At 64.4% G+C, this 21912-nt stretch carries 22 protein-coding genes; 12 read left to right on the forward strand and 10 right to left on the reverse strand.

The genetic code is table 11. The features are described from left to right. Positions 1-218: 218 nt before the first annotated feature. The 6 genes from exaC to N511_RS0119715 all read left to right on the forward strand — a co-directional run bounded on the left by exaC (position 219) and on the right by N511_RS0119715 (position 8626). Entirely contained in the window at positions 219-1739 is a 1521-nt protein-coding gene (exaC, locus tag N511_RS0119690) for an acetaldehyde dehydrogenase ExaC (protein WP_027680840.1), read from the forward strand. 262 nt (positions 1740-2001) lie between these two features. Continuing rightward, positions 2002-4623, forward strand: a complete 2622-nt coding sequence (locus N511_RS0119695) for a TonB-dependent receptor domain-containing protein (RefSeq protein WP_027680841.1) — start codon at positions 2002-2004, stop codon at positions 4621-4623. A gap of 20 nt (positions 4624-4643) precedes the next feature. Next, positions 4644-5717, forward strand: a complete 1074-nt coding sequence (locus N511_RS0119700; protein ID WP_027680842.1) for a beta-propeller fold lactonase family protein — start codon at positions 4644-4646, stop codon at positions 5715-5717. Then, positions 5704-6261: a cytochrome b gene (locus tag N511_RS0119705; protein WP_027680843.1), complete on the forward strand. Its 558-nt coding sequence runs from the start codon at positions 5704-5706 to the stop codon at positions 6259-6261. Before N511_RS0119700 ends, N511_RS0119705 begins: the two co-directional genes overlap by 14 nt. A gap of 206 nt (positions 6262-6467) precedes the next feature. Then, positions 6468-8222 carry a PQQ-dependent methanol/ethanol family dehydrogenase gene (locus N511_RS0119710; RefSeq protein WP_027680844.1) on the forward strand — a complete coding sequence of 585 codons (1755 nt, stop codon included), beginning with the start codon at positions 6468-6470 and terminating at the stop codon, positions 8220-8222. 71 nt (positions 8223-8293) lie between these two features. Beyond that, positions 8294-8626, forward strand: coding sequence for a c-type cytochrome (locus N511_RS0119715; protein ID WP_027680845.1), 333 nt, complete (start codon positions 8294-8296; stop codon positions 8624-8626). A 70-nt stretch (positions 8627-8696) separates the two neighbouring features. Here N511_RS0119715 and pqqE read toward each other — a convergent pair whose 3' ends face one another. From pqqE to pqqA, 5 genes are all read right to left on the reverse strand, one after another. After that, the gene (gene pqqE, locus N511_RS0119720; RefSeq protein ID WP_027680846.1) at positions 8697-9899 is read right to left on the reverse strand and encodes a pyrroloquinoline quinone biosynthesis protein PqqE; all 1203 of its coding nucleotides are present in this window, start codon (positions 9897-9899) and stop codon (positions 8697-8699) included. Continuing rightward, a complete protein-coding gene (pqqD, locus tag N511_RS0119725) occupies positions 9871-10143 on the reverse strand; it encodes a pyrroloquinoline quinone biosynthesis peptide chaperone PqqD (RefSeq protein ID WP_027680847.1) in 273 nt (90 codons plus the stop codon). Before pqqD ends, pqqE begins: the two co-directional genes overlap by 29 nt. Further along, complete coding sequence (pqqC, locus tag N511_RS0119730; protein WP_027680848.1) at positions 10124-10834, reverse strand: pyrroloquinoline-quinone synthase PqqC; 711 nt, start codon at positions 10832-10834, stop codon at positions 10124-10126. Before pqqC ends, pqqD begins: the two co-directional genes overlap by 20 nt. After that, positions 10831-11748 carry a pyrroloquinoline quinone biosynthesis protein PqqB gene (gene pqqB / locus N511_RS0119735; RefSeq protein ID WP_027680849.1) on the reverse strand — a complete coding sequence of 306 codons (918 nt, stop codon included), beginning with the start codon at positions 11746-11748 and terminating at the stop codon, positions 10831-10833. Before pqqB ends, pqqC begins: the two co-directional genes overlap by 4 nt. A 142-nt stretch (positions 11749-11890) precedes the next feature. Then, a complete protein-coding gene (gene pqqA / locus N511_RS25615) occupies positions 11891-11965 on the reverse strand; it encodes a pyrroloquinoline quinone precursor peptide PqqA (RefSeq protein ID WP_009277446.1) in 75 nt (24 codons plus the stop codon). 103 nt (positions 11966-12068) lie between these two features. Here pqqA and N511_RS0119745 point away from each other — a divergent pair, with 103 nt between their 5' ends. Then, positions 12069-13013 (forward strand): alpha/beta fold hydrolase, encoded by a 945-nt coding sequence (locus N511_RS0119745; RefSeq protein WP_027680850.1) that lies wholly within the window; start codon positions 12069-12071, stop codon positions 13011-13013. Here the strand turns inward: N511_RS0119745 and N511_RS0119750 are convergent. Continuing rightward, positions 12999-15029, reverse strand: coding sequence for a sigma-54-dependent Fis family transcriptional regulator (locus N511_RS0119750; protein ID WP_027680851.1), 2031 nt, complete (start codon positions 15027-15029; stop codon positions 12999-13001). The two genes, N511_RS0119745 and N511_RS0119750, sit on opposite strands and share 15 nt — an antisense overlap. A 266-nt stretch (positions 15030-15295) precedes the next feature. Here N511_RS0119750 and pedF point away from each other — a divergent pair, with 266 nt between their 5' ends. Both pedF and N511_RS0119760 read left to right on the forward strand, forming a co-directional pair. After that, a complete protein-coding gene (gene pedF, locus N511_RS0119755; RefSeq protein WP_027680852.1) occupies positions 15296-15781 on the forward strand; it encodes a cytochrome c-550 PedF in 486 nt (161 codons plus the stop codon). A gap of 96 nt (positions 15782-15877) precedes the next feature. Next, positions 15878-16759: a substrate-binding periplasmic protein gene (locus tag N511_RS0119760; protein WP_027680853.1), complete on the forward strand. Its 882-nt coding sequence runs from the start codon at positions 15878-15880 to the stop codon at positions 16757-16759. An 86-nt stretch (positions 16760-16845) separates the two neighbouring features. Here N511_RS0119760 and N511_RS0119765 read toward each other — a convergent pair whose 3' ends face one another. The 3 genes from N511_RS0119765 to N511_RS0119775 all read right to left on the reverse strand — a co-directional run bounded on the left by N511_RS0119765 (position 16846) and on the right by N511_RS0119775 (position 18890). Then, positions 16846-17286, reverse strand: a complete 441-nt coding sequence (locus N511_RS0119765) for a hypothetical protein (protein ID WP_231479648.1) — start codon at positions 17284-17286, stop codon at positions 16846-16848. Between the two features lie 327 nt (positions 17287-17613). Continuing rightward, the gene (locus N511_RS0119770; RefSeq protein WP_027680855.1) at positions 17614-18429 is read right to left on the reverse strand and encodes a MipA/OmpV family protein; all 816 of its coding nucleotides are present in this window, start codon (positions 18427-18429) and stop codon (positions 17614-17616) included. A gap of 188 nt (positions 18430-18617) precedes the next feature. Next, positions 18618-18890: a hypothetical protein gene (locus N511_RS0119775; protein ID WP_004631175.1), complete on the reverse strand. Its 273-nt coding sequence runs from the start codon at positions 18888-18890 to the stop codon at positions 18618-18620. Between the two features lie 418 nt (positions 18891-19308). On the opposite strand from N511_RS0119775, the gene N511_RS0119780 reads away from it, so the two are divergent. The 3 genes from N511_RS0119780 to N511_RS0119790 all read left to right on the forward strand — a co-directional run bounded on the left by N511_RS0119780 (position 19309) and on the right by N511_RS0119790 (position 20624). Further along, positions 19309-19536 carry a hypothetical protein gene (locus N511_RS0119780; protein ID WP_027680856.1) on the forward strand — a complete coding sequence of 76 codons (228 nt, stop codon included), beginning with the start codon at positions 19309-19311 and terminating at the stop codon, positions 19534-19536. 139 nt (positions 19537-19675) lie between these two features. Beyond that, positions 19676-20251, forward strand: coding sequence for a MerR family transcriptional regulator (locus N511_RS24385; RefSeq protein WP_037027158.1), 576 nt, complete (start codon positions 19676-19678; stop codon positions 20249-20251). Then, on the forward strand, positions 20154-20624 hold the full coding sequence (locus N511_RS0119790; protein WP_027680857.1) for a carboxymuconolactone decarboxylase family protein: 471 nt from the start codon (positions 20154-20156) through the stop codon (positions 20622-20624). The genes N511_RS24385 and N511_RS0119790 overlap by 98 nt, the downstream gene beginning before the upstream one ends. On the opposite strand, the gene N511_RS0119795 is transcribed toward N511_RS0119790, so the two are convergent. Continuing rightward, positions 20564-21880 carry a hemolysin family protein gene (locus N511_RS0119795; protein ID WP_027680858.1) on the reverse strand — a complete coding sequence of 439 codons (1317 nt, stop codon included), beginning with the start codon at positions 21878-21880 and terminating at the stop codon, positions 20564-20566. The two genes, N511_RS0119790 and N511_RS0119795, sit on opposite strands and share 61 nt — an antisense overlap. Positions 21881-21912 lie beyond the last annotated feature (32 nt).

Consider the following 21912-nt stretch of genomic DNA (forward strand, 5'->3'; position numbering starts at 1 on the left):
GCACGCGGGGCCGCCCGTTGTTCAGGCGATGGGGCGTTGCGCTTTGCAACACCTGCTGTTCCATTCTGGAGCAGTCCGGCAAGCCGGCCGAGGTGAACTGCCGATCTGGAGAGGACGCCACATCCGCTTCAGGGGATGGCCCGGGTTTTGCAGATGACGACCGGACACAGCGCAGACAACGACGCTGCGGTCATCACTCAAACATCAGGAGACAACCCATGCGTTACGCTCATCCCGGCACTCCCGGCGCCATCGTTTCGTTCAAGCCGCGCTATGGCAATTTCATCGGTGGCGAGTTCGTGTCGCCGGTCAAGGGCCAATATTTCACCAACACGACTCCGGTGACGGGCGAGGTGATCGGTGAATTCCCGCGCTCGACTGCTGAAGACATCGACCGCGCGCTCGACGCCGCGCATGCTGCCGCTGACGCCTGGGGCCGCACCTCGGTGCAGGACCGCTCGCTGATCCTGCTGAAGATCGCCGACCGCATCGAACAGAACCTCGAACTGCTGGCCGTGACCGAAACGTGGGACAACGGCAAGCCCGTGCGTGAAACGCTGAACGCCGACATCCCGCTGGCCGTGGACCATTTCCGCTACTTCGCCGGCTGCATCCGCGCGCAGGAAGGCTCCGCTGCCGAGATCAACGAGTACACCGTGGCGTATCACATCCACGAGCCCCTGGGCGTGGTCGGCCAGATCATCCCGTGGAACTTCCCGCTGCTGATGGCCGCATGGAAGCTGGCGCCCGCACTGGCTGCCGGCAACTGCGTGGTGCTCAAGCCGGCCGAGCAGACACCGCTGGGCATCTGCGTGCTGATGGAGCTGATTGGCGACCTGCTGCCGGCTGGCGTGCTCAACGTTGTGCACGGCTACGGCAAGGAAGCCGGCGAGGCACTGGCCACCAGCAAGCGCATCGCCAAGATCGCCTTTACGGGCTCGACGCCGGTGGGTTCGCACATCATGAAGTGCGCGGCCGAAAACATCATCCCGTCGACGGTGGAGCTGGGCGGCAAGTCGCCCAACATCTACTTCGAAGACATCATGCAGGCCGAGCCGACCTTCATCGAGAAGGCGGCCGAAGGCCTGGTGCTGGGCTTCTTCAACCAGGGCGAGGTGTGCACGTGCCCGTCGCGCGCGCTGGTGCAGGAATCCATCTACAGCCGCTTCATGGATGCGGTGATGACCAAGGTGGCCGCCATCAAGCGCGGTGACCCGCTCGACACCGAGACCATGGTTGGCGCGCAGGCTTCGGAGCAGCAGTTCTACAAGATCCGCAGCTACCTGGAGATCGCGCAGGAAGAAGGTGCCGAATGCCTGGTCGGGGGCGATGTGGAAGTGCTGCCCGGCAATCTGTCGAAGGGCTACTACATCAAGCCGACGCTGCTCAAGGGCGACAACAGCATGCGCGTGTTCCAGGAAGAGATCTTCGGCCCGGTGATTGCCGTAACGACGTTCAAGGACGAAGCACAGGCGCTGCAGATTGCCAACGACACCGACTTCGGCCTGGGCGCCGGTCTGTGGACGCGCGACATCAACCGCGCGTATCGCGTGGGCCGTGCCATCAAGGCAGGGCGCGTGTGGACGAACTGCTACCACCTGTATCCGGCGCACGCAGCGTTCGGTGGCTACAAGAAGTCGGGCGTGGGCCGCGAGACCCACAAGATGATGCTCGACCACTACCAGCAGACCAAGAACCTGCTGGTGAGCTACGACACCCAGCCGCTGGGCTTCTTCTGATGGTGTAGCAGGACGGCTGGCGCACGGTCATCGACACCCGCGCGCCAGCCGCTGACCGGCGAGGCAACGACCCCGCAGGCAAAAAAAAGAAGAGGAGACATGGCCGTGTGCCAACCATTTGCCCTGCCGCAACGCGCGCAGGTGTCTTCCCCATTGCCGCTGACTCCCTGCCGGGATTAGCCACCGCCACGCCGTTCTCCGGGATGCGTCATCGAGACCCGCGCCCCGAGAACCGCGAGCGAGAACATCAGGGAGACACTTCGTGCATTCGAATACCAGCCGTTCAGGGAAGGGCGCCTGCCGTGCGCGCAATGCCGCGCCGCGCCTTGCTGGCGGGGTGGCTGCGCTCGCTGCCGTGGGGCTTTGCTCGCCCGCGTCGGCCGAAGACCAGATCGTGGCGGTGGCATTGCCGACCGCGCAGGTCGTGGGCTCCACCCCGATCGACAGCATTGGCGTGCCGCTGTCGCAGTTTCCGGCCAATGCGCAGCGCGTGAGCGCCAAGGATGCGCGCGAGCAACGCAACTCGAACCTGGCCGACCTGCTGAACGACAACCTGGGTCAGGTGAGCATCAGCAACGGGTCGGGCAATCCGTACCAGAACGACATCAACTACCGCGGGTTTCAAGTGTCGTCGCTGCTGGGCGTGCCCATTGGCGTGTCGGTCTACTTTGACGGCGTGCGAATGAACGAGCCCTTCGGCTCCATCGTGAACTGGGACCTCATTCCCATGAACGCGATGTCCAGCGTCAACATCCTGCCGGGCTCCAATCCGATGTTCGGCCTCAACACACTGGGCGGCGCGCTGGTCGTCAACACCAAGAACGGCAAGGACAACGCCGGCACGTCGATCGAGGCGCTGGGCGGGTCGTTTGGCCGCCGTGCGCTGAGCTTTGAGACCGGTATCGTCGACAAGGCACACGGCACCGATTACTTCGTCGCCGGTAACGTCGACCGGCAAGACGGCTTTCGCGATCACTCGGGTTCGAACGTCAAGCAACTGTATGGAAAAGCGCGGTGGCACGGCAACGACGGCGCTACCAAGCTGGAGCTGTCGGCCGCACTTGCAGACACGTCGCTGAGCGGCACGCAGTCGTTGCCGATGGACATGATGGCCAACCGCAGTGCCGCCTATACATGGCCCGACACCATCTCAAACCGGATGGCGCTGCTGAACCTGAAGGGCAGCCATTGGCTGAACGACACCAACCAGCTGGCCGGCAGCGTCTACTACCGCAAGGCCAGCCTTCACAACGTCAACAGCAATGCGCAGCTCGACGACGGCTGTTTCAACGACGACGGCTCCCTGGCAACGACCACCGCTGACGGCCTCACCACGTACAAGTGCGCGAACAAGGCGCCCAATGGCACGGCAGTGAATGCCGTGACGGGCGCGAATGCGCTGGCGCTCGGCTACGGCCGTTGGACCAACGCCATCAACACGAGTGTCGTCGATTCCGCCACGCATGAAGACACGGTGGGTACGTCCCTGCAGTGGTCGAATTTCAGCCAACTGGCGGGACGCAACAATACGTTCACCTTCGGCGGTGCGTTCGACCATTCCCGCATCACGTACGACCAGACCACATCTCTGGCACGGTTGATCAACTATCAGGCGGTGGTGACGCCCAATCAGGCGTACGGATTCACCGCGAATGGATCGGCACCTTCGGCGTCGAATCCGGCATCGTTCACAGGCAGCAACGTCATCGGCGCGGTCAACCTGTCGTCCAACGTCAACAACTTCAGCCTGTACTTCACCGATACGTTGAGCGTGACGGAAAAGCTGAGCGTGACCGCATCCGGCAGCTTCAACTACACCACGCTCAACCAGGGCGGCGCCAACAACCGGTACCTGAACGAAGACGGCGGCTATTCCTGGACAGACGAAGTCTCGGGTGTGTCGTACTACAACCCCGGTTACGCCAACGCGTATCGGTATTCGAACGCGGGATCGGGCGCAGCAGCGGCTCCGAACGGTGTCCCGCCCGGGGCGGTGGCCGGACCGGAAACCAACAGCCTGGCCGGCTCGCACCGCTATCACCGGTTCAACCCGGCGCTCGGTTTCAACTACGACCTGGGGGCGGGGCAGGGCATCTTCGGCAGCTACAGCGAATCGATGCGAGCACCGACATCGATCGAGTTGTCGTGCGCCGATCCGAACAGCCCGTGCTCGCTTCCCACGGGGTTCAACGGCGATCCGGACCTGAAGGCCGTGGTGGCCAAGACCATCGAGTTCGGCGGCCGCGGCAAGCTGGGCAAGTCCACCTACTGGAGCGCGTCGGTCTACGACTCGCGCCTCAGCAATGACATCCAGTTCATCGCCACATCAAACACGTACGGCTACTTCGCGAATGTCGGCAAGACGGAGCGGCGCGGCTTTGAACTGGGCGCGAGCACGAAGATCGACAAGTGGTCGCTGTCGGCCAACTTCGGTTATGTCGACGCGATCTACAAGTCGGCATTCACCACGGCCAGCGGCCAGAACGTCGTCAGCGGCAACAAGATCCCGGGCATCCCCGCGAAGACGCTCAAGCTCGGCGCCTCGTACGCCTTCAGCCCGAACCTGTCGATGGGCGGGAACGTGATCCTCGTCAGCAAGCAGATCGCGCACGGCAACGAAAGCAATGCCGACCCGAACGGCGAGGTGCCGGGCTACGGCCTCGTCAATCTGAACCTGCATTACAAGCCGACGAAACATCTCGAGATTTCAGCGTACATCAGCAACCTGTTCAACAAGCGCTATTCCACGTACGGCCTGTCGGGCATGCGGAGCATCTACACGCTCGCGACGCAGCAGTTCATGACGCCGGCATCGCCGCGCGCGATCTGGATTGGCCTGACGTATTCGTTCGGAGGCAAAACCGCGGGTGCCGACGCGGACTGAGCCCCTCAGAAGAGACCACCATGAACGCACTGACCTTTTACCTCCGGATCGCCACGCTGCTGTGCGTGGGCTGGGTATCGACGCTCCAGGCGGTTGCCGTGGTGCCGGACCCCGTCGCCTATGTCACCAATCAGGGCGGTGGCGTCACGGTGCTGAACGCACACACGCTCAAACGGCTCGACGAGATTGCCGTGGGCAAGGACCCGCGCGGCCTTGCTGTCACGCCCGACGGCCGCTGGCTGCTGACGGCCAACCAGGGCAGCGCCGATGTGTCCGTGGTCGACACGGCCACGCGCAAGGAGGTCAAGCGCATCGCGGTCGGCAGGAACGTTGAGTTCATGCGTATCTCGCCCGACGGCCGCCGGGCGTTCGTCACGTACGAGCCATCCTCGGAAGGCGGGCCGCCAGGCAAGAACAATCCAGGCAAGAAAGAAGGGGACGATGAGAAGGACGAAGCCCCCGCTGAAGTCGCAATCATCGATCTCAACCAGTGGGCGGTCGTCGGCCGCATCAAGGCCGCACGCGAGACCGAAGCCATCGAGTTTTCACCGGCCGGCACGTTGCTGCTGGTCGCCAATGAGGGCGACAACACGGTCGGCGTTTACGAGCTGTCGACGCTCAAGCAGATCCGGCGGGTGGATGTTGCACCGTTCGGCAATCGGCCGCGCGGCATCAAGATCGCGCCGGACGGAAAGACCTATGTGGTGACGCTGGAAAATTCGAACAACCTGTTATTGCTGGATGCAGGTTTCAACCCGATCAAGACCGTGCCGACGGGGCAGGGCCCATACGGTGTCGCGTTTGATCGAGAGGGCCGATATCTCTGGGTGGCCGCCAGCCGCGCAGATCAGCTGCAGGTGTTCGATGCCCGCACGTTTGCGCCGGTGGCCACCATCCCGGTCGGCAAGCGTTGCTGGCATTTCAGTTTCACGCCGGGTGACCAGAAGCTGCTGCTTGCCTGCGGCCGCTCGAACACCGTGCAGGTGATCGATCCGCAGAAGCGCGAGGTTGTCGATGCACTGCCGGGCTACAAGCTGCCCTGGGGCGTGGTGACGTATCCAACCTCGGTGGGCAGCCTCGATGCGCCGCGCTGATCCACCCGTCTACGCGGGCCTGCCGATCGCCTTGCATTGGGTGAGCGCCTTGCTGTTAGGCAGCCTGTTCGCGCTGGGCTTCTACATGACCGGTCTGGCCAAGGGCGCGCCGGGGAAGGCGGCCTTGGTGAATCTGCATAAATCGCTCGGGCTGACGGCGGCGCTGGTGATTGCGTGGCGCGTGGTTGTGCGTGTCCGCCGCGCTGCGCCACCGTCCATTCCAGGGCTGCACTGCTGGGAGACGGAGCTGGCGCGCATCACCCACCGCCTGCTCTACATGTGCATGGTCGTCATGCCGGTGTCGGGCTATCTCGGGTCTTCGTTCAATGCATACGGAACGCGTTTCTGGGGTGTGCCGCTGCCGCGCTGGGGCTGGGTCGACAGCGCACTGCAGCACATGTTCTACACGGTGCACAGTACGACGGCCGATCTGTTGCTCTGCCTGATGGCGCTCCACGTTGCCGGGGTGATCAAGCATCAGTGGTTCGATGCGCAGCGCTGCGTGCAGCGCATGTTGCCGGGCCGGCGCACGCGCGCGCTGTAAAGCTGCGCGGGCTGCATGCATTGCGTTGCTCCATTTCGCAACAGAACAAACGATGTGTTGCGGTATGGCACGCAACACCGCGCTGCAAGTCGCCTGAAACCGCGATTTCACGGCGTTTTTCGATGGCACGGGATTTGCCCTGAGTCCGACCGGTGTGACATCACACTGCCGGACCTGGACCATAAAGAGAGGTAGAGGAGACAAGAATGAGGACACTACGAGTGATTGCACTTGCGGCTGCCATGGCGGCAGCAAGTGTTGCCGTGCACGCGGCAACGCCCCCCGTTACCGACGCCATGATCGCGAACGACGCGAAATCGTCGAACGACGTGCTGACCTGGGGCATGGGTACGCAAGGGCAGCGCTTCTCCACGCTCACCAAGATCAACACGAAGAATGTCAGCCAGCTTGTGCCGGCATGGTCGTTTTCGTTTGGCGGTGAGAAGCAGCGTGGGCAGGAAGCCCAGCCGCTGATCTACAACGGCAAGATGTTCGTCACCGCGTCGTACTCGCGCATCTATGCGATCGACCTGAAGACCGGCACGAAGCTGTGGAAGTACGAGCAGCGTCTGCCCGAAGGCATCATGCCGTGCTGCGACGTGGTCAATCGTGGCGCTGCGCTGTATGACAACCTCGTCATCTTCTCCACGCTGGATGCGCAGCTGATCGCGCTCAACCAGGACACCGGCAAGATCGTCTGGAAAGAGAAGATCGATGACTACGCGGCCGGTTATTCGACCACCGCTGCACCGCTGATCGTGAAAGGGATGGTGCTGACTGGCGTGTCGGGCGGCGAGTTTGGCGTGGTGGGTCGTGTGGAGGCGCGCGACGCCAAGACCGGCCAGCTGATCTGGTCGCGGCCGACGGTCGAAGGCCACATGGGCTACAAGTACGACAAGGACGGCAACAAGACCGAGAACGGCATGACGGGCACGCTCAACGCAAGCTGGCCCGGCGAGACGTGGAAGACCGGTGGCGCATCGACGTGGCTGGGCGGCACGTATGACCCGCAGACCAACCTGGTCTACTTCGGCACCGGCAACCCCGGCCCGTGGAACAGCCATCTGCGCAAGGGCGACAACCTGTATTCGTCTTCCACGCTGGCCATCGATCCGGACACCGGCAAGATCGTCTGGCACTACCAGAACACCCCGAACGACGGCTGGGATTTCGACGGCGTGAACGAGTTCGTGACGTTCGACATGGACGGCAAGCGCGTCGGCGGCAAGGCCGACCGCAACGGCTTCTTCTACGTGAACGACGCCAAGACCGGCAAGCTGCTCAACGCGTTCCCCTTCGTGAAGGTCAATTGGGCAACCGGTATCGACCTCAAGACCGGCCGCCCCAACTACGCGTCGGACCACCGCCCCGGCGATCCGGCCGAAGCTGCGGGTGAAGAGAAGAAGGGCAAGTCGGTGTTTGCCGAGCCCGGCTTCCTGGGCGGCAAGAACCAGATGCCGATGGCGTACAGCCCGCAAACCGGCCTGTTCTACGTGCCCGCCAACGAATGGGGCATGGACATCTGGAACGAGCCCGTCAGCTACAAGAAGGGCGCGGCCTACCTGGGTGCCGGCTTCACCATCAAGCCGCTCAATGAGGATTACATCGGCGCACTGCGCGCGATCAACCCGAAGACCGGCAAGATCGAATGGCAGATCAAGAACAACGCGCCGCTGTGGGGCGGTGTGATGACGACTGCCGGCGGCCTGGTGTTCTGGGGCACGCCCGAAGGCTATCTGAAGGCGGCCGATGCCAAGACCGGCAAGGAGCTGTGGCAATTCCAGACCGGCAGCGGCATCGTCGCGCCGCCCGTCACCTGGGAAGACAAGGGCGAGCAGTTCGTGGCCGTGGTGTCGGGTTGGGGTGGTGCAGTGCCGCTGTGGGGCGGTGAAGTGGCCAAGCGCGTGAACTTCCTGGAGCAGGGCGGTTCGGTTTGGGTGTTCAAGCTGCACAAGAACTGACGTGCGTGGTGGAGTGCTGTGCGCCCCGTGCGGCGCGCAGCCTCTCGCACAGCTTCAAGGAGTTTCAGATCGTGATGATGCGTAATGGAGTGTTCTCGCTGCTGGCCGTCGTGTCTGCAGCAATCGGGGCGGCGCCCGCCCACGCTGCGCCCGACATGCAGGCCCTCGCAGACAAGAGCGGTTGCTTTTCGTGCCACAGCATGCATGCCAAGATCGTCGGCCCCGCCTTTGCCGACGTGGCCGCCAAATACAAGGGCGATGCCGATGCGCCAGCCAGACTGGCGCAAAAAGTCCGTGAAGGCGGCAAGGGCGCGTGGGGCCGCATCCCGATGCCCCCGCATCCCAACCTCAAGGAAGACGAAGCAAAGCAACTCGTGACCTGGGTGTTGAGTACGGGCTCCTGAGTTTCTGCGGTGTTCGCCAGGAAAAAAGGGCCGGCATTGACCGGCCCTTTCTCTTTTCCGGGATTGCGTTCTATGGCCGCGTGAGCCGGCGCGAGTTGGCATCCGTGCGAAACACGATGGGGACCTCGCCGGTGCGGGTGTCGCGCATGTGCCCGAACCCGTTCATCGCGGCCATCCGGCCTTGCAGCACCACCGTCTGCAGCGTGCCGCGATCTGCCGATTTGCCACACACCGGGTCGGTGCGCGTCGCGTCGCCCGTCAGCAGATAGGCCTGACACCGGCAGCCGCCTGCGTCTTCCTCGCGCGACTCGCACGACTGGCACGGCTCGGGCATCCAATGCGTGCCGCGAAAGCGCTGAAAGGCGTCGCTGCTTCGCCAGATGTCGCGCAGCGGCTGACTGAGCACGTTGGGCAGTTCCAGCCCGGGCAGCATGCGCGCAGAGTGGCAGGGCAGCGCAACGCCATCCGGCGCGATGCCGAGAAACGTCGTGCCCCAGCCGTTCATGCACTTCTTCGGGCGCTGTTCGAAGTAGTCCGGCACGACGTAGAGCAACTGGCATCGGCCGCCGATGCGGGTGCGGTAGTCGTTCACCACCGCTTCGGCATCGCGCAGTTGCTCGAGGGTCGGCATCAGCGCCAGGCGGTTCTCCCAAGCCCAGCCGTAGTACTGCGTGTTGGCCAGCTCCAGGTATTCAGCGCCGATCTCCAGCGCCATGTCGATGATGGCGCCGATGTGCGGCAGGTTGTGCCGGTGCATCACGCAGTTCATCACCATCGGATAGCCGTGGGCCTTGATCAGGTCCGCCACGCGGCGCTTCAGGTCAAAGGTGCGCGTGCTGGAGAGAAAGTCGTTCAGCTCGCGCGTGGAGTCCTGGAACGACAACTGGATATGGTCGAGCCCCGCCGCGCGCAATGCGCCAAGCCGCGCATCGGTCAGGCCCACCCCCGACGTCACGAGGTTCACGTAGAACCCGAGCGCATGCGCATGCGCGACCAGCGTTTCGAGATCCTTGCGCAACAGCGGTTCGCCGCCCGACAGGCCCAGCTGCACCGCGCCCAGCGCCCGGGCCTGCGTGAATACATCGCACCACTGCTCGGTGGTGAGTTCCTGATCGTGCTGCGTGTAGTCGACCGGGTTGGAGCAGAAGGCGCAATGCAGCGGGCAGCGATAGGTCAGCTCGGCCAGGAGCCAGAGCGGCGGCCCGGGCGTGGGCGTCGCCGCGGGTGCCAGCAGCGATTCGGCGTCAAACGAGCCAGCCGCGTTCGAATGCATGTTTGACAAAGGCGTGGACCTCCGGAGCGATGCCCTGCACGCCAAAGGCGGATTGCAGGTCGTCGATCAGCATGTCGAGGGTATGCGCACCGTCGCAGCGCTGCAGGATTGCGGCGGCGCTGTCATTGAGCGTGACCATGCCCTCGGGATACAGCAGCACCCAGCTTTGCTGCATGTCTTCCCATTGCAGCCGGAAGGTCCGGTGCAGCGTGGGGTGGGCTGGATCAGACAAGGGCGGGTTCATGGGCGTGGGCCTGTTGGATGGCATCGAGCATCGACCAGAGGATGTCGAGCTTGAACTGCAGGATGTCCAGCGCGCGCTGTTGCTGCTCGGGCGTGCGGAAGTAGTCGAGTGTCACGCGCAGGCCGTGCTCCACGTCGCGCGAGGCCAGTGGAATGCGCGAGCGGAAGTACGCCAGCCCGTCAGGCTGCACCCACGGGTAGTGGTCGGGCCAGCCGGCCAGCCGTTCCTTGTGGATGTCCGGCGCGAACATCTCCGTGAGCGAGGAGCACACCGCCTCCTGCCACGGCGCGCGGCGCGCAAAGTTCACATACGCATCCACCGCAAAGCGCACGCCCGGCAGCAGATGCCGGTGAGACCACAGTGCGTCGCGCGTCAGGCCCACGGCAACGCCTAAGCGCAGCCAGCTCTCGATGCCGCCCGGCTGCGCGTCGTCGCCGTCGTGGTCATGGATGCGGACGATCCACTCGCGCCGCGTTGCCCGGTCGGGGCAGTTGGACAGGATGGCTGCATCCTTGAGCGGGATGTTGACCTGGTAGTAGAAACGGTTCGCCACCCAGGTGCGGATTTCCTCTGGCGTGCATTCACCCGCGCGCATGCGCAGGTTGAACGGATGATGAATGTGATAGCCCGCCTGCTTCGCACGCAGCCGTGCTTCGAACTCTTCGGCGGTCCAGGCAACAGGGTGTGTCATAGCGAGATTTCCATGCCGTCGTAAGCCACCTCGATGCCGTGTGCCTCCAGCTCCCGGCGCTGCGGCGACTCTTCATCGAGGATCGGGTTGGTGTTGTTGATGTGGATGAGCACCTTGCGCGTGGCCGGCAACTGGTCGAGCACGTCGATCATGCCGCCGGGGCCGGATTGCGCGAGGTGGCCCATGTCGGCTGCCGTCTTGGTGGAAAAACCGAGGGCGAGCATCTCGTCGTCTTGCCAGCAGGTGCCGTCCACCAGCACCACGTCAGCCGCGCCCATTTCGTCGAACACATGCGGTTCGACGCGCGCGAGACCGGGCGCGTAGAACGCACGCCGGCCGCTCTTGCGATCGACGATGCGCAAACCGATGTTGTCGCCCACGCGGCGCGCGTTGCGGCTGGGCGAGTAGGGCGGCGCCTTGCTCTCCAGCGGGATCGCTGTCAACGCCACGTCGTCGAGTGGCGGCACCGAGAACGCCGTGCCGTCCAGCGCCAGCGCGCGCGTGTCGAGCCCGCAGTAGTGCGACAGCATGCGCGTGAGCGGGAAGGCCGTCGACAGATCGCTGATGACCGCGGCGCTGGCATAGACAGGCAGCGCCTGGCGATGCTCGCGCAGCATCAGCAGACCGGTTACGTGGTCGATCTGTGCATCCATCAGCACCACGCCGACGATGCCCGTATCGCGCGGCGTGCGTGCCGGTTGCAGCGCCGGCGAACTGCGCAGCTGCGCAAGGATGTCCGGCGAGGCATTCACCACGATCCAGTTGTGCTGGCCGTCGCCCAGTGCGATGGAAGACTGCGTGCGCGGGGTGGCGCGCACGGTGCCGCGCCGCACACCGTCGCAGTTGCGACAGTTGCAGTTCCACTGTGGGAAGCCGCCGCCGGCGGCCGAGCCGAGAACCCTGAGTATGGTCATGATGCAAATCCAACGTGTCGGGCGGATTGAGCAAGAAGTCGGCCAGGGGATAGCGCTAATGCACGCGCACAGCGAGCCGAAAAAAAACCCGCCGTGAAGAACCGGCGGGTTCGTGGAGCCTTGCGTGCTCAGCCGTGCAGCATCAGCGGTTGGCGATGTACATGGTGATCTCGAACCCGAGTCGCAGTTCGGTATAGGCGGGCGTCGTCCAGTTCATGTCTCCTCCTTGAGGGTTGGCATAGTTAGTGAGTGCACTGCGGTGTTCAGCGGTGGCGCAGGCGTTTGCCCGGCGCTGCCGCATCGTCATCAAGGCAACATCCATGCCCACTTCCGACTGGCCGGCCACCTCCGTCGGCTTCAACCTGCGCACGCCGGACGGCCACCGCCTGCATGTGCGCCAATGCGGGCCCGACAGCGGTGAACCGTGGCTGGTGCTGCATGGCGGGCCGGGCAGCGGCTGCACGCCGTCAATGGCGGCCTGGTTCGATCCGCTGCGGCATCGCGCGGTGCTGCCGGACCAGCGCGGTGCCGGGCGCTCGCGACCGGCCGGCTCGCTACGGCGCAATACGGTGACGGCGCTGCTGGCGGATCTCGAGCAACTGCGCATTGCGCTCGGCATTGCGCGCTGGGGCGTGGTCGGCGGGTCATGGGGCGCAGCGCTGGCATTGGCCTATGCCGATCGCTTTCCCGATGCTGTATCGGCGCTGGTGCTGCGCGGCGCTTTCCTCACCGGTTTCGACGATGTGCAGGCGCTGTTCAACGCGCGCGGTGCCGGTCGCGGTCTCTTGCGAGGCGTCGGTGCGCGACGCGAGGGTTTTCCCGCGGCCCGCGGTCGCCTTCTCGTTGCAACAGACATGTTGCAGCTTGGTACAACTGTTCAGAAATTGAACATCGCCCGGGCGTGGCAGCGCGCGGAACAGCGGCTGCTGGAATTGCGTCCGCAGGCACGTCGCCAGACGTGGCCGGAGCAGCTGGCGTTGGTGCGCAAGTACCAGCTGCAGGCGCATTACCTGTATCGGCGGGCGGGGCTCGGGAAATCTGCGTTGCTGCTGGCGGCTGCGCGCATCGGTGCGAGGGGATTGCCCGTCACGCTGCTGCATGGGCGCAAAGACAACGTTTGCCGACCCGGCAATGCGCTGCGGGTGTCTGCAGCGAATCCGCATCCGCGGCTGGTGTGGGTGCCCGGCGGGCACCTGGCGGTGGGGGAGATGGCGAAAGCGCTGGCCGCTGCCATCCGTGCGTCGGCGTGGTCAGTCGGTGTCTGAGGGCAGGCCGCCGGCTTCGTCGATCCTGCGGTAGATCGTGTTGCGCGAAATGCCGAGCGCCTTGGCCGCGGCGGAGATGTTGCCGTTATGCGCCTTCACGGCCGCCATGATGGCCATGCTCTCCACGTCGGCCAGCCGCTTGGGCTGCGTGCCGCCAACGGTTTGAGCGACAGGCGGCGCAGCCGCTGCCACCGCGCCTGCCCCTGCCCCAGCCACGTTCGCAGCCGGCTGGTCACCATGCCGCGCCTGCCAGTCTTCAAGAAAATCGTCCGGCAGATGGTCTTCGGTGATCTCCGGCGCGCCTTCCGCCATCAGCCGGGCGGTGCGCAGCAGATTGCCGAGCTGGCGGATGTTGCCGGGCCAGTGATAGCTGCGGAACATCTGCATCACGGCTTCGCTGATGGGCGGCGCGTCGGCCTGTTCGAGTTTCAGCAGCTTGTCGGCCACCACGTCGAGGTCGGTGCGCTCGCGCAATGCGGGCAGCCGCACGACCAGCCCGTTCAGGCGGTAGTACAGGTCTTCGCGGAACTGCCCGCTGGCCACCATTTCCCGCATGTTGCGGTGGGTCGCGCATACGACGGTTACATCCACCTGGATCAGCTTGTTGCTGCCCAGCGGCGACACCGCGCGCTCTTGCAGCGCCCGCAGCAGGCGGGCCTGCAGGTGCAGCGGCATGTCGCCGATCTCGTCGAGGAAGAGCGTGCCGCCATTGGCCAGCACCATCTTGCCGATGCCGCCCTTCTTGCGCGCGCCGGTAAAGGCGCCTTCTTCGTAGCCGAACAGTTCGGATTCAATCAGCGCTTCCGGAATCGACGCGCAATTCACGGCGATGAAGGGGCCGGCGTGGCGCGGGCTGTCGGCGTGGATGGCACGCGCGAGCAGCTCCTTGCCGGTGCCGGTTTCACCGAGGACCATGACCGGGATGTCCTTGCCGATGACCTTGCGCAGCTTGCCGATCACGGTCTGGATCTGCGCGTCGCCGGTGTCCAGCGCTTCGAGGCTGGCGGGCTGCCGGGGCGGCTCGATGTAGGCCCGGCGCGGGGTGCTGTCGCGGTCGGCGGAGAGATCGGCGCCCATCGCGCCGCCCACCATGCGGTTGGCCAGCTGCTTCCATTCCACGCGCGCAAACACCTTCACGCCGCTGGGCAGCTGCAGCTGCACGATGCCTGCTGCGGCGGTGCGTTCGCGGTCGATCAGCTGCGACATCGACAACCCAAACAGCGACGAAAACGTATGGGCATGCAGCGCGCGGATCGACAGGCCGAGCTGGAATTCGCCACTGCGGTTGGCCGACAGGAAGCGCCCCGCCGGCGTGAAGGCTGCAATGCCTTCGACCAGCGTGCCGATGAATTCCGGGCGTGAGTGAAAGTGGATGCAGACCACGTCCTGGAAGGTGTTCGCAAACAACTGGTTCTCGATCATCTGCGCCGACATGCGCACCAGCGCCATGGTGTGCTTGTGGAAGCCACGATGATCGCCCGTCACATCGAGCGCGCCGACGGTGGCGCCGTACGGATCGAAGATCGGCGCACATGAGCAGGTGAGGAACTGGTTGGCCTGCAGGTAATGCTCGGAGCCATGGACCAGCGTGGGTTTGCCGTCGGCCAGCGCCGTGCCGATGGCGTTCGTGCCGCGGCTGGCTTCCGACCACAGCGCGCCCGGCTGCAGCGCCACCTTGCTGGCCTGGGCGAGGAAATCGTCGTCCCCCATCGAATGCAGGATCAGGCCCGAGGTGTCGGTCAGGATCACCATGCTCTGCGTGTTGACGATCTGGCTGTAGAGCGTCTCCATCACGGGCAGCGCGTGCGTGAACAGCGACTGACTGCGCTCGATCTCGGTCTTCAGCTCGCTGTGCAGCACCGGGCAGAAGTCGGGCGACTCGTAGGGCCGCAGGCCGTAGGACTTGGATCGTTCATGGGATTGCGCGATCAGTTCGGGCTGATCGTGCGGTGCGTCACCGAGCGTGGCCGGAGCGTTGTCGGAAGCGCGCGGGCCGGGCGCCGCGTGAGGGGTCATGGTGTGTCTCCTTTAACCTCGCCCGCAATCTGTGTGCGGGTCGCCCGGATCGCCTGACTTCGTCAAGTTACGAACCGGAAGTGTTGCGCCATGAAGCAAGACCCTTGCCAGGGTGTTGCATTCCTGAGCACCTGTGCCAACCCCGGCTTCCGGTCTCTGGAGCGCCTAAGGGACGTTGCCCGGGATTGCCGGCAGGTTTTCGCCTTGGTATGGCTCTTGCAGAAATGCCTCCAAAAGATCGCTTCAACGACAACAAGGAGACACTCTTGAAAACGCCTCGCAACTTGCTCGCGCTGCTTTCTGCCTGCGCACTTCTGGCCGGGGGATTGCCCGCAGCCGCATCCGCTCACGGCGATGTCACACCGCAGGCCGTAGACACGCACACCTTACCGCAACTCGGCGCCGATTGGCGTCAGGACAATCCATACCGGACGGGCCCCGCACACGACGAAGCACTGCGGATCGGTTCGTCTGCGTTCAACCAGAACTGCGCGCGCTGCCATGGGCTGGAGGCCATCTCCGGCGGCATCGCCCCCGACCTGCGCAAGCTCGACACCGACTGCATGTCGCTGGCCGACGCCAAGAAGAAGGAAGCCTGCTACGGCGAGGTCTCGCAGTACTTCACCGCCACGGTCCGCCACGGGCGCACCCGCGACGGCCGCGTCTACATGCCGCCCTTTGACGGCGTGCTCAGCCAGGAAGCGGTCTGGTCGATCAAGACGTATCTGGAATCGCGCCGCGTACAGGAGTAGTAGGTCGGCCTGCCGCTATGGCAGCTTTGCGAGCCGATGCTGTCCCTGCCTTCGTGTGCGTCGGCTCGCGCATTTTTTTCCGCCAGGAGAGGTCTCATGAACGCCCGTTTTCGGTTGGCTGCGGCCCGCGTCTTACGTCGCCTTGCCAGCCTGCTGTTGGCTGCGGCAGCCATGGTGGGCAGTATCGCGCCGGCCCACGCCGACATGGCGAAGATCCGCCAGAGCGGCGCGCTGAAAGTCGCGCTGTACAAGGGTCTGCCGCCGTTCTCCGATAACGTCGGGGGGCAGTTCAGCGGCATCGACGTGGCGCTTGCCAACGCGCTCGGCAAGCAGATGGGGCTGTCGGCGTCGTTGCTGCCGTTTGATGCCGATGACGACGGCATGTCGGGCGACCTGCGCAACATGGTCTGGAAGGGACATTACCTTGGGTATGGTCCGGCCGACGTGATGCTGCATGTGCCGGTCGACCCGAACTTCATTCGCCAGAATGGCCAGGTGCTGATTTTTGCGCCGTACCTGCGCGAAGCCTATGTGCTGGTGTACGACAGCGACCGCGTTGGCAAGGTCAGCAGTTTCGAAGACCTTGCCGGCCAGGCGACTGGCGCCGAGCAGGGATCGGGCGGTGCGAGCGCACTGCTTGCAGGCGCCAACGGCGGCCTGCGGGACAAGGTGAAGATCTATCCGGAGGCCAACGAGGCCCTGCGTGCACTGTTTTCCGGGCAGATTGCCGCGGCAATGGTGACGCGCGCGCAGTATGAAAACGCGCTGAAAACGCAGAGCCAACCTGCCACGCGCTTTGTGGCAACCGAACTCCAGTCGCCGCTGTTGCCGCCACGTGGCTGGGCGATCGGCATGGCCGTCAAGGCGGACCAGCGCGAACTGGCGCAGGCGCTCGAGAGCGCGCTCAACGCGCTGCGTGCGAGCGGCGAACTGCAGCGGATTTTTGCCCAGTACGGCGTGTCGATGGTGGCCCCGTAGGCGCCACCGCTTGCGCACGGAGCCGAACGTGTCGACGCAGCAGAAGGGCGCTCACTGCGGGCTGGCCGCACCGGCCAGCGCACGCGCTACGCCTTTTCCGCCGCGGCGTGCTTGGAGGGCAGCGCACTCACGTTGTCGTCGAACGCCGAATCCACGGGGATCTTCGAGAAGTGGTGGATCTTCGGCGCATGCGAGTCGTCGCCCTGCGCGTCGTGCGGCTCGATGAACGACATTGCCGTGCGGCGCCGGAGCATGTGTGAATCGCGCGATTGCGATTCGCGCCACAGCTCAGCAGTGAACTTGAGCCCGGCGCGCAATGCGTGGGCGCTTTCCTGCTTGCCCTTGCGCTGGTCGGAGACGCGCTCGATGCCCTTCTTGACGACGTCTTCCAGGAACGTGATACGGGCGCGGTAATAGTCCGCGTGCATTTGTGCATCCATCACGCGCTGCTCTGCCTGGTACAGCTCCATGCGCAATTCGCTTAGCGCGCGTTCGGCCTGCTTCTCGGGAGAGGGTGCGTGGCTCAAGGCCCAGTTTGCAATCCACCGCAACATGGTCAAGCCCTCCTGTCTTGCGGTGTCCGCCGCCGGTGGGAAGACACCGTTCACTGCCCGCGCATTGATCGGAAGTGATCGCCGCTTGCGAAACAGACTAGCAAAAAAAGCAGGGCGATTGCGCTAATCCAGGTGCATGCCTGTTGTGAAAAGGAAGCATGGTCCGTTTGGGTGAGAGGCGCGCGGGGCAAGTTCTGGTTTCATGATCGGATTGCCTCGTTCGCACGAGGCGCAAGGCAAACAACCTCCTGCCTGCGCAAGCGATTGCGCACATCGCGGCGCCCGATGCTGGCGGAAATGTCAGCGGAACCGGTACGTGAGCGATGCCATGGCCGTGGTCTGCTGGCGGCGCTGCGTGATCGGGCTGTCTGCCGCATCGCCACGCAGTCGCGCGACGGTGAGCGAGCCATTGGCCGTCCACCGGTCATCGAGCTTGCACGTGACGATGGCGTTGAAGTGGATGTCGCGCAGCCCCGCATGCGTGGCAAATACCGGCAAGCCCGAACGCGCGCTCTGCCCATCGTCCACGCCGAAGAACGTACGCATGTACTGGCCGTTCGTCCACGACACGCCGGTCCCGAGGCTGAACAGCCAGCGGCCGACCGGCGCACTCGCGTAGACATCGGCATTGGCGATCAACCCCTGGCGGTTGCCAAGAATGTCCTGCTCCGCATCGGTGGACAGCGTGAGGAACGACACCGTGTACTGCGCGAACGCCTTCGCGCGCACCGTGGCGTTGACATTGCCGAGGCCATTCAGGCGCGCGTCGTCATGCGCATGGCGCCATGTCGGGTCGAACTGGAAGTTGCCGCCCACCTGCCACGTGTCGTTGTTGGCGAGGTACACGCCGGCAAAGTCCATCCCTTTCGAAAAGAACCGGTGCTTGTATTCGATTTCCTGATCGATCCACGGAAACACGAAGCTCGATTTCGCGCCCGGATACTTTGGCGACGTGTAAATCGCCGGGCCGACAGCGATGCTCCAGTCGCTGGCTTCGGCGGTGTTTTCCGCGTTGGCGGCCGGTGCTGTCTGTGCCCTCGCGGTGGTGCTCAATGCGCCGATGATCATCAGAAGGAAGAACGCAAAGCGGGGCAGGGCACGCGAGGACAGCGGCATGGGAGGGCGGAAATTCGAAAGGAATGTGAGCGACGGAAACGGCGGGCACGCCATTCTAGTGGAACCGTCGGAGCGCTGGACCCCGATCGAAGAGGGGAAGCCTCTGAGGCATCTCTGCATGGATGCAATGGGAAACAGGCAAAAAAAAACGCCGGGAATATCCCGGCGTCTTTCATGGCGCGACTGCCTTATTGCTTGGCGGGCGCGGCGGCCTTCGGTGCCGAAGCGGCGTCGGTCTTGGCTTCCGACTTGGCTGCAGCCTTGTGGGCCTTCTTGTGAGCGTGCTTCTTCTCGTGCTTGGCTTCAGCCTTCGGTGCCGAAGCGGCATCGGTGGTCGTCGCTGCAGCGGTCGCTGCCGGTGCAGGTGCGGCGGCCGGTGCGGAGGCGGTGCCAGCTGCGAACACGGGGGCTGCGAAGGCACCAGCAACGATCAGAGCGGCCAGGGATTGAGCGACTTTCATGTGAGACTCCTTAATCAGATACAAGCGGGATGTTGGGACTCCAGATACATGGATCTCGTCCCATTTGCGATCCATGCCTCCAAAAACGCCTGACATTGCGCACGCGCTGACCGCCGTTTGTAAGCGTTCTGCCCACGGTGTAAGCGCGCGTAACAAAGCACGTTTCTCCGGCTCCGATGTTCGTTGCGATGGGTTGAGACACATCAAGGCGCTGCCCAGCGCGTGGGCGTACTGTCAGGCTTCGGGTGGACAACCGCTGGCGCCTACACCACACTGCGTGGTGATGCGCGGGTCATTCCGATGGGGTCATTCCGATATCGGGCCGCGCATTGCACAGCAGGCGCGGGAGCGCATTGGGTCACGCTCCATCCGATACCGGAACGCGCCACAAACCAGTCTCTTCTATAAGGACAACACGATGAACAAGCTCTTGGCTGCCCTTGTGGCTGCAGTCTTCAGCGCCGGCGCATTCGCGCAGGCATCCGCCCCGGCCGCTCCAGCCCCTGCTGCGCCCGCCGCCGCGCCGGCACCGGCGGCGTCGGCACCGGCCGCAGGCGAGAAGAAGGCACACCATCACAAGAAGAAAAAGAAACGCGACCACCGTCCGAAGCTCCAGGACAAGAGCGCATACGGCGTGGGCGGCTGATCAGCGGCAGCCTGCCGTTTTTTCTGCACACCCAGGCGCCGGCCTCCGAAAAGGGGCCGGCGCTTTGTTTTGGGCGGTCCGGAAGAATTCGCGTAAAGTCGCTTGACTTAGAGTGCGCTCTAACTTCTAAGCTCCGTTCATGACCACATTCCTGACCATCGCCCAAGTTGCAGAAGCCACCGGCCTGTCGACGCATACGTTGCGCTATTACGAGCGCATCGGCCTGCTCGACAGCGTGCAGCGGCGTGACAACGGCCATCGTGTCTTCCGAGCCGAAGACATGACGTGGCTGGAGTTCCTGCTGCGCCTGCGCGATACCGGCATGCCGATCGCGCAGATGCAGGCGTACGCCGCGCTGCGGCGGCAGGGCGACAGTCTGGAGAGTGTGTCGGCGCGCCAACGCCTGCTGGAGTTGCATGCGGCGGCGCTGGAAGCGGAGCTGCGCGCGCGGGCCGAAACGCTGGCCGTGCTGCGCGTCAAACTCGTCGTCTACGACGGCATCCGGGCGCGGATTGAAGCCGCGGAAGGCACGGAGGCCACGGAAGGCGCGAAGGGCTCTGCTTCCTCATCTCTCAAATCGAAGCACAAGCCGAAACGCCAACCGAACGAGGACGCACATGACCCCGACCGCCCACACCGCACAAGCGGCAAACCACGCCAACCTGCAGGACGACCGCTACGCGCGGGGCTGGCAAAAGCTCAAGGAAGTCGATGATGTGGCCGGCGAGCGCGTGGTCGAGGCCATGGCCGACATCGCGCCCGACCTCGGCCGCTACATCGTCGAATTCGGGTTTGGGGATGTCTACTGCCGCCCTGGCCTGACGCTGCGCGAGCGCGAAATCGCCACCATTGCCGCGCTCACGGCGCTGGGCAACGCGGCCCCGCAGCTGAAGGTGCACATTGCGGCAGGGCTCAACGTGGGGCTCACGCGCAAGGAGATCACCGAGACGATCCTGCAGATGGCGCTATACGCGGGCTTCCCGGCGGCGCTCAACGGCATGTTTGCCGCCAAGGAGGTGTTTGCCGCTCACGACGCCGAGGGCACGGTCGCTGCCGGCGGGTCGATGCGCCGCGACACCAGCAACTGATCGATGCGGTGGTTGTCGATGTCGAGCACTTCAATATGCAGCGGCCCGATATCGACGCTTTCGCTCTTCTTGGGAATGCGCTTGAGCGCGTAGATGACCAGCCCGGCAAGCGTTTCGACATGGTGTTCGCCGGGCAGGTCGTCAAGGTCGAAGGCGCGCTTGACGTCGCCCAGCGGCGTGACGCCGTCGATCAGGCAGGAGCCGTCATCGCGGCGCACGATCTGCTCGTCTTCGCCCAGGTACAGGATGTCGCCCATCACCGCGCCGACAATGTCGTCGAGCGTCACCACACCCACCACCAGCCCGTATTCGTTGACCACCGCGCCAAAGCGCTCGTGCATCTCGCGAAAGCGCGTGAGCGCCTGTGACAGGTTGAGCGTATCGGGCAGCACCAGCAGGTTCTTGTCGTAGTGCTTGCTGATGTTGCGGATCACGGAGGAGGATTCCTCCGACAGGATCTGCTGCAGGATGTCCTTGGACGCAATGAAGCCGAGCACCGAGTCGATGTCTTCGCGGCAGACGAGGTATTCCGCGTGCGGCTGCGCAATGATCTTCATCTTGATCGACTCCAGCGGCTCGTCCACCGTGAAGTAGATCACCTCGTCGCGCACGGTCATGACCGAAGTGATGGTGCGCGATTCCAGCTCGAACACGTTCTCGATCACGGCCAGCTCGTGCTTGCGCAGCACGCCGGCCTCGGCACCCGCGCCCACCATGGCGGCGATGTCTTCGGTGGTGATCTGCTCGACGCGGTGCGTCGGCACGCCAAACAGCTTGAGGAACATGTCAGCCGCCCCGTTGAACAGCCACACCACCGGCCGCAGCACGCGCAGGCACGACTGCATCGGCCCGATGATCGACATGGCGCAGCGCTCGGGGTAGAGCACGGCCAGGCGCTTGGGCAGCAGGTCGGCAAAGAGGATGAACAGCGCCGTCACGATGATGAAGCCGGCGATGCTGCCGATCCGTTCGGCGCGGGCAGCCGGCAGCCAGTCGCTCAGCACCGCGGCCAGCGGCACCGAAATCTGGCTGTCGCCGATGACACCGGCCAGGATGGCCACCGCATTCACCCCGATCTGCACCACCGTAAAGAAGTTGCCCGGCATGTCCTTGAGCTGCAGCACGCGCAGGGCGCGGGTGTCGCCGTCGTCGGCCAGGGTTTGCAGACGCGTGCGCCGCGAGGCCGTCAGGGCGATTTCGGAAGCGGAAAAAAAGGCGCTGATCAGGACCAGCAGGGCAAGGAGGAGGGCTGACATGGTGTCGATTGCGGCCGTCGCTGTTGCGCTGC

It is taken from the genome of Ralstonia sp. UNC404CL21Col, from assembly GCF_000620465.1.
Taxonomy (GTDB): Bacteria; Pseudomonadota; Gammaproteobacteria; order Burkholderiales; family Burkholderiaceae; genus Ralstonia; species Ralstonia flatus.

Coding starts and splice junctions, on each gene's coding strand:
- N511_RS0119770 (WP_027680855.1), bottom strand. CDS start 18,429: ATGCCGCTGTCCTCGCGTGCCCTGCCCCGCTTTGCGTTCTTCCTTCTG.
- N511_RS24385 (WP_037027158.1), top strand. CDS start 19,676: ATGACCACATTCCTGACCATCGCCCAAGTTGCAGAAGCCACCGGCCTG.
- pqqC (WP_027680848.1), bottom strand. CDS start 10,834: ATGACACACCCTGTTGCCTGGACCGCCGAAGAGTTCGAAGCACGGCTG.
- N511_RS0119775 (WP_004631175.1), bottom strand. CDS start 18,890: ATGAAAGTCGCTCAATCCCTGGCCGCTCTGATCGTTGCTGGTGCCTTC.
- exaC (WP_027680840.1), top strand. CDS start 219: ATGCGTTACGCTCATCCCGGCACTCCCGGCGCCATCGTTTCGTTCAAG.
- N511_RS0119700 (WP_027680842.1), top strand. CDS start 4,644: ATGAACGCACTGACCTTTTACCTCCGGATCGCCACGCTGCTGTGCGTG.
- N511_RS0119705 (WP_027680843.1), top strand. CDS start 5,704: ATGCGCCGCGCTGATCCACCCGTCTACGCGGGCCTGCCGATCGCCTTG.
- pqqE (WP_027680846.1), bottom strand. CDS start 9,899: ATGCATTCGAACGCGGCTGGCTCGTTTGACGCCGAATCGCTGCTGGCA.
- pqqB (WP_027680849.1), bottom strand. CDS start 11,748: ATGACCATACTCAGGGTTCTCGGCTCGGCCGCCGGCGGCGGCTTCCCA.
- pqqD (WP_027680847.1), bottom strand. CDS start 10,143: ATGAACCCGCCCTTGTCTGATCCAGCCCACCCCACGCTGCACCGGACC.
- N511_RS0119790 (WP_027680857.1), top strand. CDS start 20,154: ATGACCCCGACCGCCCACACCGCACAAGCGGCAAACCACGCCAACCTG.
- N511_RS0119760 (WP_027680853.1), top strand. CDS start 15,878: ATGAACGCCCGTTTTCGGTTGGCTGCGGCCCGCGTCTTACGTCGCCTT.
- N511_RS0119795 (WP_027680858.1), bottom strand. CDS start 21,880: ATGTCAGCCCTCCTCCTTGCCCTGCTGGTCCTGATCAGCGCCTTTTTT.
- N511_RS0119710 (WP_027680844.1), top strand. CDS start 6,468: ATGAGGACACTACGAGTGATTGCACTTGCGGCTGCCATGGCGGCAGCA.
- N511_RS0119745 (WP_027680850.1), top strand. CDS start 12,069: ATGCCCACTTCCGACTGGCCGGCCACCTCCGTCGGCTTCAACCTGCGC.
- N511_RS0119780 (WP_027680856.1), top strand. CDS start 19,309: ATGAACAAGCTCTTGGCTGCCCTTGTGGCTGCAGTCTTCAGCGCCGGC.
- N511_RS0119750 (WP_027680851.1), bottom strand. CDS start 15,029: ATGACCCCTCACGCGGCGCCCGGCCCGCGCGCTTCCGACAACGCTCCG.